General features: G+C 69.5%; 10 protein-coding genes and 1 pseudogene. 4 read left to right on the top strand and 7 right to left on the bottom strand.

The annotated features are described in order from the left end of the window. Nucleotides 1-63: 63 nt before the first annotated feature. The 3 genes from ACXVUM_RS11075 to ACXVUM_RS11065 form a co-directional block, all read right to left on the bottom strand. Complete coding sequence (locus ACXVUM_RS11075) at nucleotides 64-798, bottom strand: heparin-binding hemagglutinin (protein WP_458521838.1); 735 nt, start codon at nucleotides 796-798, stop codon at nucleotides 64-66. Nucleotides 799-848: 50 nt separating this feature from the next. Then, nucleotides 849-1,283, bottom strand: a complete 435-nt coding sequence (locus ACXVUM_RS11070; RefSeq protein ID WP_458521837.1) for a helix-turn-helix domain-containing protein — start codon at nucleotides 1,281-1,283, stop codon at nucleotides 849-851. Between the two features lie 109 nt (nucleotides 1,284-1,392). Next, nucleotides 1,393-2,289, bottom strand: a complete 897-nt coding sequence (locus tag ACXVUM_RS11065; RefSeq protein WP_458521836.1) for an NAD-dependent epimerase/dehydratase family protein — start codon at nucleotides 2,287-2,289, stop codon at nucleotides 1,393-1,395. A 98-nt stretch (nucleotides 2,290-2,387) separates the two neighbouring features. Here ACXVUM_RS11065 and ACXVUM_RS11060 point away from each other — a divergent pair, with 98 nt between their 5' ends. Then, entirely contained in the window at nucleotides 2,388-2,975 is a 588-nt protein-coding gene (locus tag ACXVUM_RS11060) for a TetR/AcrR family transcriptional regulator (protein ID WP_458521835.1), read from the top strand. Here ACXVUM_RS11060 and ACXVUM_RS11055 read toward each other — a convergent pair. Next, a complete protein-coding gene (locus ACXVUM_RS11055; RefSeq protein WP_458521834.1) occupies nucleotides 2,945-4,270 on the bottom strand; it encodes a DUF445 domain-containing protein in 1,326 nt (441 codons plus the stop codon). The two genes, ACXVUM_RS11060 and ACXVUM_RS11055, sit on opposite strands and share 31 nt — an antisense overlap. 100 nt (nucleotides 4,271-4,370) lie before the next feature. Here ACXVUM_RS11055 and ACXVUM_RS11050 point away from each other — a divergent pair, with 100 nt between their 5' ends. The 3 genes from ACXVUM_RS11050 to ACXVUM_RS11040 are packed head-to-tail and all read left to right on the top strand — an operon-like array spanning nucleotide 4,371 to nucleotide 6,941. After that, on the top strand, nucleotides 4,371-5,177 hold the full coding sequence (locus ACXVUM_RS11050; RefSeq protein WP_458521833.1) for a TetR/AcrR family transcriptional regulator: 807 nt from the start codon (nucleotides 4,371-4,373) through the stop codon (nucleotides 5,175-5,177). A gap of 44 nt (nucleotides 5,178-5,221) precedes the next feature. Beyond that, entirely contained in the window at nucleotides 5,222-6,085 is an 864-nt protein-coding gene (locus ACXVUM_RS11045; RefSeq protein WP_458521832.1) for an SDR family NAD(P)-dependent oxidoreductase, read from the top strand. A gap of 4 nt (nucleotides 6,086-6,089) precedes the next feature. Next, nucleotides 6,090-6,941, top strand: coding sequence for a PPK2 family polyphosphate kinase (locus tag ACXVUM_RS11040; protein ID WP_458521831.1), 852 nt, complete (start codon nucleotides 6,090-6,092; stop codon nucleotides 6,939-6,941). Nucleotides 6,942-6,961: 20 nt separating this feature from the next. On the opposite strand, the pseudogene ACXVUM_RS11035 reads toward ACXVUM_RS11040, so the two are convergent. From ACXVUM_RS11035 to ACXVUM_RS11025, 3 genes and pseudogenes are all read right to left on the bottom strand, one after another. Beyond that, a pseudogene (locus ACXVUM_RS11035) lies at nucleotides 6,962-7,522 on the bottom strand (rhomboid-like protein); the annotation flags it as partial. A 128-nt stretch (nucleotides 7,523-7,650) separates the two neighbouring features. Further along, nucleotides 7,651-9,954, bottom strand: a complete 2,304-nt coding sequence (metE, locus tag ACXVUM_RS11030) for a 5-methyltetrahydropteroyltriglutamate--homocysteine S-methyltransferase (RefSeq protein WP_458521830.1) — start codon at nucleotides 9,952-9,954, stop codon at nucleotides 7,651-7,653. A gap of 85 nt (nucleotides 9,955-10,039) precedes the next feature. Beyond that, on the bottom strand, nucleotides 10,040-10,927 hold the full coding sequence (locus ACXVUM_RS11025) for a 3-hydroxybutyryl-CoA dehydrogenase (protein ID WP_458521829.1): 888 nt from the start codon (nucleotides 10,925-10,927) through the stop codon (nucleotides 10,040-10,042). Between the last annotated feature and the right edge of the window lie 41 nt (nucleotides 10,928-10,968).

Here is a 10,968-nt window from a genome sequence, read left to right as displayed (position 1 = left end):
CCCCGGCATGATGCCGGGGGCGCGGTCGTCGTGGTCGCGGAGCGACGTCGTCTGCGACGATCGTCAGTTCGCGGACTTCTTGGCCGGGGCCTTCTTGGCGGGGGTCTTCTTCGCCGGGGCCTTCTTGGCCGGCGACGCCTTCTTGGCCGTCGTCTTCTTGGCCGGGGTCTTCTTCGCCGGGGTCTTCGTGGCCGGCTCCTTCAGCTCGTCGAGCTTGGCCGCGGGCGAGTCCTTGGACCCCCGTGCCTTCGCCTCGACGGTGCCGGCAGCGCCGGACACGCGGCCCGAGGCCAGGTTCGCGAGCTTGGCGGCACGCTCACCGACGGCGCGGGTCTGCGACGAGATGGTGCCGAGCGCGTCCTCGGTGAGGTCGACCGCGTCGTTGTAGGCCTTCTCGGCGCGCGAGACGTTGTCCTGGAACTCCGGCTGCTGACGCAGACGCTCGACGGTCTCCTCGCCGCGCTCGGCGAGCGAGTTGTAGATGCCGGTCGCGACCTCGATGTAGGCCTCCGCCACCTTGCGCAGCTCCTCGCTGGTGAACCGGGTACGCAGGTCGTCGATGTTCGTACGGAGCTCCTCGATGTTGGAGGGGAACTCCTCGGGCAGCGCGGCGATGCGCTCCCGGGTCCCCTCGATGCGGCCGCGGGTCTCCTCGACCCGGGCCTGGGCGGTACCGGTGGCCGACTCGGCATGCTCCCGCAGCTGGGCCAGCACCTCACCGACCTGCTGCAGAGCCAGATCACCGGCACCGACAGCGGCGTAGATCGGGGTGGCCAGGCCACGCTCGTTCTTGCTCATGGTTCTCCTCGCTTGATCTCGTGATGACCGACCTCGTCGGTCGGTGGACGTCATGCTGTGGTCGCGACGGACCCGTTCTCCTTGCGGAACGACTCGTAGATCTCGAGCAGCATCTGCTTCTGCCGTTCGGTGATCTGCGAGTCCGCCAACAGCGCGTCACGCACGGGACTGGCGGCTCGTTCCTCGAGGATGCCGGCCCGCACGTACAGCACTTCGGCCGACACACGCAGACCTTTCGCGATCTGCGCCAGCACATCGGCGGAGGGCTTGCGCAGCCCTCGTTCGATCTGACTGAGGTACGGATTGCTCACCCCGGCCCGTTCCGCCAACTGGCGCAACGAGACCTCGGCGGCGACCCGCTGGGATCGGATGAAGGAACCGATGTCCTGGGCGGCGTTCACGACACCCTCGACGGCGCGGCTGGCAAGTTCCTCGGCATCGACATCGTCAGACGTCGTGTCGGGATCGTGCGATTCCGAACCCATCGGTTCCTCCTCTCGACTCCGGCACCCACGGTAGCAGCAGTGCTAGCAAATGCAAGCACTTGTGCTAACGCATGGCCCACGTCACACGTCGTCCACCCTCACGAGGGGCTCAGGAGTACGCGCCGGCGGCGATGTCGGCGAGGAGCCCCCGCTCGCGGGGCTCCCATCCGAGTGCCGCCCGGGTCCGTGCGCTCGAGGCAGGCAGGTCGCCGGTCGCGAAGAAGCCGCCGACGAACGGGCCGATCTGCTCGGCGAGCACGTCGGGCTCCATCGAGGTCGCCGGCACGCCCTGCGCCGCACCGATCGCCTCCGCGATCTCCCGCGTCGGGATCCCCTCCTCGTCGACGGCGTGCAGGATCGCCCCCGCCTGTCCACCCGCGACCGCGAGCGCCACCAACCGCGCGGCGTCCTCACGATGCACAGCGGCCCAGCGGTTCTCACCGTCCGCCCCGTAGCCCGAGACACCGGCCCGCCGGGCCGCCTGGGTGACGACCGAGATGAAGCCGTGGTCGCCGACACCGTGCACGGTGGGCGCGAAGCGGACGACGATCGACGCGACGTCGCGGGCGACGAACTCCAGGGCCAGGTTCTCCGCACCGCCGCGGGCCGAGTCGGGACCGTGGAACGGCGACGGGTCGTCCTCGGTCGCGGGACGACCCTGGGCGAGCGCCGCCAGGCCTCCGGCGAGGATCAGCCGACGACCGCTGCCGGCGAGCACCTCCCCGAGACGCTGCACGGCGGCCCGCTCGGCGGCGAACGACGCCGCCACGTTCTGCCAGTCGTGCTTCATCGCCAGGTGGACCACCGCGTCGGCCGATCGCGCGCCCGCCGCCAGCGAGTCGAGGTCGTCGAGGTCACCGCGCAGCGGCGTGGCGCCGTTCGCGGCCACCGCCGAGACCGATCCCTCCGACCGCGCCAGCCCGGTCACCTCGTGACCTTCGCCGACCAGCGTGCGCACCACTGCCGACCCGATCCACCCCGACGCCCCCGTGACGAACACCTTCATGACGAACCCCTTTGTGATGTCTGTTTCTGACATCATCGAGCGTACGCCGACATGTCAGCTTCTGTCATCAGAGTCGCGGGCGACCTAGACTCGGGCGCATGGCACGGTGGCAGCCCGGCGCGGCGGAACGGATGCGGTCGGCCGCGCTCGACCTGTTCGCCCGACGCGGCTACGACGCGACCACCGCCGCCGACATAGCCGAGGCCGCGGGACTGACCGAGCGCACGTTCTACCGTCACTTCGCCGACAAGCGGGAGGTCCTCTTCTGGGGGTCCGACGAGTTCGAGGCGTCCTTCCTCGACGCCGTCGCCGCCCTTCCCCACGACGCGTCACCGATGACCGTGGTCGCGGCCGCGGTGGGCGGCGGCGCCACCCGCTTCACCCCCGAACGCCGGGAGTTCGCCGCACTGCGCCACCGGATCGTCGACTCGACGCCGCAGCTCCGCGAGCGCGAGCGCGACAAGATGGCGCGTCTGGCGACGCAGATCGCCGACCGGCTCACCGCCCGCGGGGTCGCCACGACCGACGCCGAACTGGCCGCACAGAGCGGCGTGACGGTGTTCACCACGGCGTTCGCGAGGTGGGTCGGCGGCGACGAACGCTCGCCGGATGTGTTGTGCCGCGACCTCTTCGACGATCTCGCCCGGCTCGCGGGTCAGCTGAAGAGCAACACCGAGACGGTGTAGATCACGAGGCCGGCCAGTGAACCCACGACCGTGCCGTTGATGCGGATGAACTGCAGGTCCCGACCGACCTGCAGTTCGATCTTGCGGCTGGTGTCGTCGGCGTCCCATCCGCGCACGGTCTCGGTGATGACGGAGATGATCTCCCGCGAGTAGTTCTGCGACACGTGGCGGGCGACGCGCACCGTCCACATGTTCATCTTGTCCTGCAGCACGTCGTCGGCGCTGATGCGTGTCGCCACGCGGATGACGCCGTCGGCCAACGCGGTGCGCAGTCGGCTGTCGGGATCGTCGAGGGCCTGCTCGAGTACCGCCTTGGCGGCCTTCCACGCCGTCGACGCGGCACCGGCGACCTCGTCGCGGCCGATGAACTCGTCCTTGATCTCCTCGACCTTCGCCATCGTCGCCGGATCGTGCTGCAGATCGTGGGCGAACGTCACCGCCAGCTCGCGCATCGCCCGACGGATGTCGTGGTCGGGATCGGCGGCGATCTTCGCGGTGTACTCCACCAGCTCGCGATGGATGCGCTCACCGACGAGGAGGTTGACGAACTTGGGCGCCCACGCGGGGCCGTCCTTGTCGATGATGCGGTCGATGAGCGGCTGACTGTCCTCGGCCCAGGCGCGGGCGCGCTCGCACAGCATCTGGATGAGCGGCTCGAGGCGATCCTCGTCGATGAGCTGCTCGAGGACCCGACCCGCCGGCGGGCCCCACTGCGGCTCGGCCATCCACCGCATACCCGCGACGATGAACGCCTCGACGTCCTCGTCGGCCAGCATCTCGCCGGCCAGGCCGATCGCCCGGGACGCCTCGTCGCTGATGCGGGGGGCGTTCGCGGGGTCGGCGAGCCACCGGGAGACGCGGTGCGGCAGTTGCAGTTTCTCGACCTGTCCCTCGATCACCGAGGGGGTCATGAAGTTCTCCTCGATGAAGTCACCGAGTTGGTCGCCGATCTGGTCCTTCTTGCGGCGGATGAGCGCCGTGTGCGGGATCGGCAGCCCGAGCGGTTGCTTGAACAGGGCCGTCACCGCGAACCAGTCGGCCAGGGCGCCGACCATGCCCGCCTCGGCCGCAGCCCGCACATAGCCGACCCACGCGGCCACGTCGGCACCGTCGCGGGACTCGATGTACCGGGTGAACAGGTACACCAGGGCGGCGGCCGCGAGGAAACCGGTCGCGACGACCTTCATCTTCCTCAGGTCCCGCCTGCGCTGCGCATCGCCGGCGGCGTCGCTCAGCCCGGCGAACCCCGGTCCGGCAGGCGCTGCCCGCCGGTCCTGCACTGACGTCTCTTCCACCCGCACAGTCTTACCCGAATCGGGCGCGAGGGCCCCTCGGCGTGCGACGGCCCGCGGTCGCGGAGGGTGGCACCGCGTGCCGGACGGATAGGCTGAACCGATGCCCAGTCGCCAGACCACCGCCGCGGCCGCGCGCGCCGCGATCACCGCGGCGGCCGCGGCGACGAAGGGGCTCGAGGCGGCGCTGCGCGCCACCGCCGACCCCGCCGAGGGCGACCTCGTCGACGGGCGCAAGCAGCGGTGGCAGCGGCACAAGGAGAAGCGGCGCACCGAACTGGTCGACGGCACGATGGCCGCGGTGCGCGAGCACGGCGCCGACGTCGGCATGGACGAGATCGCGGCCCACATCGGCGTCTCGAAGACCGTGCTCTACCGCTACTTCACCGACAAGAACGACCTGAACACCGCGGCGATGGTCCGCTTCATCGAGACGGTGCTCCTCCCGCGGCTCACCGAGGTCCTCATCGACGACGTCGACGAGTACACGCTGACGCGGACGGTCATCTCGGTGTACGTCGAGACGATCTCCGACGAGCCCGAGATCTACCAGTTCGTCACCAGTTCGAAGTCGGCGAGCCCGAGCGTCCTGGCCGACTCGGAGAAGCTCATCGCCGAGGTCGTCGCCTTCGCCATGCACGCCCGCCTCGGCGACCGCGGACTGGAGACCGACGGCTTCCAGACGTGGTCGTACGCCCTCGTCGGCGGCGTCCAGCTGGCGACCCACTGGTGGATGCAGGAGCGCAGCCTGCCGCAGTCCGACCTCGTCGACCAGCTGACGATGCTGGTGTGGACGTCGTTCGTCGGCATCGTGGAGGTCAGGGGGTCGGCAGCCGAGTTCGCCCGACGCGACCACCCGCTCCCGCAGTTCCCGATCGGCCCGGACGCGACCGCGACCCCGGGATCCTGACCGGCCCGCTCGCCTACAGTGCAGCGCATGAGCACGGTGCACGGATGAGCGGCGACGGCCGACGGGTCGCGCTGGTGACCGGCGGCGCCGGCGGGGTGGGGCGCGGGGTCGTCACCGCGCTCGCCGCGGCCGGGTGGACGGTGTGGTTCACCGGCCGGGGAGGCATCACACCCGACGACCGGCTCGGTCGGCTCGCCGCGCGGCCCGTCGCCGCCGGTGGTGACGTGCGCCCGGTCACCTGCGATCACACCGACGACGCGGCCGTCGCCGCACTCTTCGATCGGATCGCTTCCGAGAGCGGCCATCTCGACCTCCTGGTGAACGCGGTGTGGGCGGCGCCCGACGGGTTCGGCGGGTTCGCGGAGCCGTTCTGGGAGCGTCCTGTGTCCGACTGGCGGCCACTCGTCGACGTCGGACTCCGGGCGCACTACGTCGCGTCCGTCCACGCCGCTCGCCTGATGGTCGATGCGGGGTCCGGCCTCGTCGTGCACGTCTCGTCCTTCGGGTCCCGGGGGCATCTGCACTCGGTGCTGTACGGCGTCGCCAAGACCGGCCTGGACAAGATGGCCGCGGACATGGCCGTCGAGCTCCGCGGCACCGGTGTGACCGCGATCAGCCTGTGGCTCGGCCTCATCCGCACACGGATGCTGCTGAGCTCCGGACTGACGGAGTTCGCCGGGTTCTCGCTCGACCGCGCCGAGGACCCCGCGTTCGTCGGACGGGTGATCGATGCGCTCGCACGGGACCCCGAGATCGGCGCGTGCAGCGGGGCGACACTGATCAGCGCCGAGGAGGGTCGCGCCCGCGGGATCGTCAACGACGATGGGACGCAGCCCGACTCACACCGAGCCGCGTTCGGCGGTGGTGGCCTGTTCGGTCCCGGCGGGTCGGCCACCGCAGTAGGGTGATCCGATGGACCCCACCGACGACGCGCCCCTGTCCGTCGACATCCTGCGCGCGTCCGTGATCGGTCCCGTCGCCGACGTCGACCCCCGGGACACACCGGGTTTCGACGGGGGCAAGTCCGCGGGCAAGGAGATCCGGAAGGCTCGCGGGGAGATCCTGGCCGATCTGCAGGAGCGGCTCTACGCGCACGGACGCAGCGGCGATCCCCGCTCGGTGTTGCTGGTGCTGCAGGGTATGGACACCTCCGGCAAGGGTGGGATCGTGCGCCATGTGATGGGGATGGTCGACCCCCAGGGCGTCAGTCACGCGTCGTTCGGCAAGCCCACCGACGAGGAGCTCGCCCATCACTTCCTGTGGCGTGTCAGGAAGAAGCTGCCCGCGGCCGGTCAGATCGGGGTCTTCGACCGCTCCCACTACGAGGACGTCCTCGTCGTGCGTGTGCACGATCTGGTCCCGGCCGACGTGTGGGGGTCGCGGTACGACACGATCACCGACTTCGAGCGGGAGGTGGTCGGCACCGAGACCACCGTCGTGAAGGTGTTCCTGCACATCTCGCACGACGAACAGCGCGATCGTCTCGCGCGTCGGCTCGACCGACCCGACAAGTACTGGAAGTACAACCCGGGTGACGTCGACGAGCGCCGGTACTGGTCGGCCTACCAGGAGGCGTATCAGGCCGTCCTGGACCGCACCGACATCGACGAGGCCCCCTGGTACGTGGTCCCCGCCGACCGCAAGTGGTTCGCGCGGCTGGCCGTCACCGAGATCCTCATCGACGCACTGTCGGACCTCGACCTACGGTGGCCCGCACCTGATTTCGACGTCGAGGTCGAGAAGAAGCGTCTCGCCGAGAGCTGAGCGGTCGGCACCACCAGGGGTCCGACGACGAGTCCCGTCACCAGCGCGGTGAGGTGCCCCAGGTTCGTCACGCCGGGATCGACGACGAGGGCGAGGCCCGCGACCGTGACGGCGATGCCGGCGAACAGGCGACGGTGGTCCGGTGTGACGAAGTGCGCTGCGCCGCCGACGAAGGCCATCAGGGCGTAACTGACGCCGATGTCGCGCATCGTCATCTGTGACGACGACGTGGCCCCGAGTGCGATCGCGACCCACAGCGCACCCTGGCTCACCGCCGTGCCGACGACGTGGCCCGCGAGACCGAGCACGACCCAGAGTCGGACCCCCAGTCGTCGTTCCATCGGGATCACGACGATCGCGAACATGACCACGTAGGGCAGCCAGTACGCGCCGTCGAGCCATCCGAGACTCGTCACCAACACGGTGATCGGGTCCGACCCGAGATGACGGAGGTCGGTCGACGAGTCCCCCAGCCACGTCGTCACCTGCGCGGCGGTGCCGACGTGCTGGAGGACCGTGGTCACGAACAACAGGGCCAGCCACGCACACGACGCGGGCGCCGACCGCACCCACTCGACCATCCGCCGGATCACCATGGGGCCAGTCTCCCGAGAGGTCCGGCGGGTGAGCTGGACGCTCGCTGGGAGTTCGCTGCGTACCAGGGAATCGGGAGTGATTGTTCCCGCCGAGCGGGAACAATCACCACGGATCAGCCGTCCGACGCGGCCAGGAGTCGACGACGCTGCCGGCGTGCGGCCGCGACCATGTTTCTCAGCGACGGCTCGAGTTGCCAGTAGTGCCGGGTCTTGAGCCCGCCGTCGGGGTTGACCCAGAGCCGTTCGGGGTCGATCGCGAGGACCGCGCGCTGGATGCGTGCGTCGATCTCGTCGATGTCCGGGATGGCCGCGCTGCGGCTCTCGTAGACACCCGGGCCCACACCGCGCTGGATGGGTGTGCCCGAGTTGACGAGCTGGTCGAGCACCCAGTCGATGGAGCGCGTCGCGACGATCGAGGTGACGTCGGCATCGAGGGCGTCGAACGCCTCGACCACCTGGCCGATGCTGGAATAGCCGAGGTGCGTGTGGATCTGGGTCTCCGGCTTGGCACCGCCGACAGCAAGCTTGAACGCCGAGACCGCCCAGTCGAGATAACCCTCACGCCCCCGCTCACGCAGCGGCAGGAGTTCGCGGATCGACGGTTCGTCGACCTGGATGATCTTGATGCCGGCGCGCTCGAGGTCGGAGACCTCGTCGCGGATGGCCAGTGCCAGCTGCTCGGCCGACTCGTACAGCGGCTGATCCTGCCGCACGAACGAGCGCGCGAGCATGGTGACCGGCCCGGTGAGTATCCCCTTGACGGGCTTGTCGGTCAGGGACTGCGCGTAGGTGATCCACTCGACCGTCATCGGGCCCTTGCGCTTGATGTCGCCGTACATGATCGGCGGTCGCACACACCGGGACCCGTAGACCTGCACCCACCCCATCTGGGTGGCCACGTAGCCGTCCATCAACTCCGCGAAGTACTGGATCATGTCGTTGCGCTCGGGCTCGCCGTGGACGAGGACGTCGAGACCGATGTCCTCCTGCAGCGCGATGACGCGGGCGATCTCGTCCTTGATCTCGCCGGCGTAGTCGTCCCAGGACAGACGCTCCTGGCCGTAGTCGTAGCGGGCCTTGCGCATCTCCGCCGTCTGCGGGAACGACCCGAGGGTGCAGGTGGGCACCGGGGGCAGACCGAGGACCGCGTCCTGCGCCGCCTTGCGCTCCGCGTACGGGGCGCGCTCGCGCTGATCCGGACGGATCGCCGCGACACGCTGCCGCACATCGTGTTTCAGCTTGAAGTGGACCGAGGTGGGTCGGGTGTACCAGTGCTCCGGCGCACCGTTGGTGACGGCCTTCGCCAACGCGACGACCTCACCCACCTTCTGCTTCGCGAAGGACAGGCGGTCGGCGACGTCCCCGGGGATGTCGGGCTCGATGAGTTTGTCGACGGGCACGTGCATCAGCGAGCACGAGGTGGACACGACGATGTCGGGGATCTCCTTCTTGATCTCCAACAGGTAGTCGAGCTTGCCGCCCTTGGCGGCTTTCCACACGTTGCGACCGTCGATGACGCCGGCGTAGAGACGCTTGCGCTTGAGACCCGGGATCGCCGCCAGCGCAGCGGCACTCATCGGGGCGCTGATGAGGTCGAGCGCGATCGCCTCGACCTTGGTCGCCGCGAGCGCGGGCAGCGCGGGCCCGAGATCCCCGTACTGGCCGGTGACGAGCAGTCGGGGTCGTGACGCGACACCGGACAGGCGGTCGTAGACCCGTGCGAGGATCTCGAGCTCCTGCACGGTGCGGTCGGTCGCGAACGCCGGCTCGTCCAACTGCACGCACTTCGCGCCCTGCTTGTACAGCGCGTCGAGCAACTCGAGATAGACGTCGACGAGGTCGTCGATGCGGTCCAGCGGTGCGAAGCCCTCGGGCGCGTCCGGTCCCGACTTCGACAGCAGCAGCAGACTCACCGGCCCGTGCACCACCGGTCGCAACTCGATGCCGTCGGCCTTGGCCCGCGCGTGCTCGGCCAGCAGGCCCGCGGCGTTCAGTGTGAACGCCGTCCGCGGGCTGATCTCCGGCTGCCGGTAGTGGTAGTTCGTGCCGAAGTACTTGATGAGCTCCAACGGCGGGAAGTCCGGCTTGCCGCGCGCCATCGCGAAGTAGAACTCCAGCGGCTCCAGCTGTTCCTGCAGCGGGCGGAAACGTTCGGGGACGGCCCCGAACAGCAGCGCGTCGTCGAGGACGTGGTCGTAGAACGAGAAGATGTTGCCGGGCACCTGCTCGAGCCCCATCGCCGCGAGCTCACGCCACATCTCGTCCTGGAGCTCCCGACCGGCCGCCTCGAGCTCGTCGAGCGAGGATCCGCGGTGCCAGTGGTCCTCGAGCGCCCGCTTCAGCTCACGACGCGCACCGATCCGGGGATAGCCCAGGATCGACGACCCGTACTCGACCGCATCCGACGCGCTGGTCATGAGGCACCTTCCTCGCGAACTGTTCTCGACCTGTGGACTCCGATCGGCCCACCGACGTCGGCGGGGTCACCCCCGCCGACGTGCGTCAGCGTGCCGGGGCGGCGGCGTCGGCGTACGGGTAGAACCCGTGGCCCGCCTTCTTGCCCAGACGGCCGGCCTCCACCATGCGCAGCAGCAGCGGCGGCGGGGAGTACAGCGGCTCCTTGAACTCCTCGTACATCTTGTCCGCGATCGCCTTGACGGTGTCGAGGCCGACGAGGTCGGTCAGCTTCAGCGGCCCCATCGGGTGGGCGCAGCCGAGCACCATCGCCTTGTCGATGTCCTCGACGGTCGCGAAACCGCTCTCGACCATGCGGATGGCCGACAACAGGTACGGCACCAGCAGGGCGTTGACCACGAAGCCGGAGCGGTCGGTGGAGCGGACGACCTGCTTGCCGAGGACGTCGGCGGCGAACTGCTCGGCGCGGGCGGTCACCTCGGGCGAGGTCATCAGCGTGGTGATGAGCTCGACGAGCGGCAGGACCGGCACCGGGTTGAAGAAGTGCATGCCGACGACCCGGTGGGCGTTGGCCGTCGCCATGCCGAGCTTCATGATCGGGATGGAGGAGGTGTTGGACGCGAGCACCGCGTCCGGGTCGGTGACGACCTTGTCGAGTTCGGTGAAGATCGCGGTCTTGACGGCCTCGTCCTCGACGACGGCCTCGCACACCATCTGACGGTCGGCGAAGTCGCCGAGGTCGGAGGTGAACCGCAGACGCCAGGACGCCTGCTCGCGCTCGCGTTCGGTCAGCTTGCCGCTGCTGACACCGCGGTCGAGGGACCGCAGGATGCGGGACCGACCGGCGGCGGCCAGTTCGCGGGTGGACTCGTAGACCAGCACGTCGGTGTGGGCTCGGGCGCAGACCTCGGCGATCCCGGCGCCCATCTGACCGGCCCCGATGACGCCGACCCGCGAAATCTTATCGCTTGCCATGAATGGCTCCTCGACCTCGAAAACTCAATGTGTTGCAGGGG

It is taken from the genome of Williamsia sp. SKLECPSW1, from assembly GCF_054332755.1.
The sequence above is the reverse complement of the archived record's forward strand: the minus strand, read 5'-3'. Positions and strand labels throughout refer to the sequence as shown.

What these genes read in the sequence shown, in the direction of transcription:
- ACXVUM_RS11050 (WP_458521833.1), top strand. Translation starts at nt 4,371, where the DNA reads ATGCCCAGTCGCCAGACCACCGCCGCGGCCGCGCGCGCCGCGATCACC.
- ACXVUM_RS11025 (WP_458521829.1), bottom strand. Translation starts at nt 10,927, where the DNA reads ATGGCAAGCGATAAGATTTCGCGGGTCGGCGTCATCGGGGCCGGTCAG.
- ACXVUM_RS11045 (WP_458521832.1), top strand. Translation starts at nt 5,222, where the DNA reads ATGAGCGGCGACGGCCGACGGGTCGCGCTGGTGACCGGCGGCGCCGGC.
- ACXVUM_RS11075 (WP_458521838.1), bottom strand. Translation starts at nt 798, where the DNA reads ATGAGCAAGAACGAGCGTGGCCTGGCCACCCCGATCTACGCCGCTGTC.
- ACXVUM_RS11065 (WP_458521836.1), bottom strand. Translation starts at nt 2,289, where the DNA reads ATGAAGGTGTTCGTCACGGGGGCGTCGGGGTGGATCGGGTCGGCAGTG.
- metE (WP_458521830.1), bottom strand. Translation starts at nt 9,954, where the DNA reads ATGACCAGCGCGTCGGATGCGGTCGAGTACGGGTCGTCGATCCTGGGC.
- ACXVUM_RS11040 (WP_458521831.1), top strand. Translation starts at nt 6,090, where the DNA reads ATGGACCCCACCGACGACGCGCCCCTGTCCGTCGACATCCTGCGCGCG.
- ACXVUM_RS11060 (WP_458521835.1), top strand. Translation starts at nt 2,388, where the DNA reads ATGGCACGGTGGCAGCCCGGCGCGGCGGAACGGATGCGGTCGGCCGCG.
- ACXVUM_RS11070 (WP_458521837.1), bottom strand. Translation starts at nt 1,283, where the DNA reads ATGGGTTCGGAATCGCACGATCCCGACACGACGTCTGACGATGTCGAT.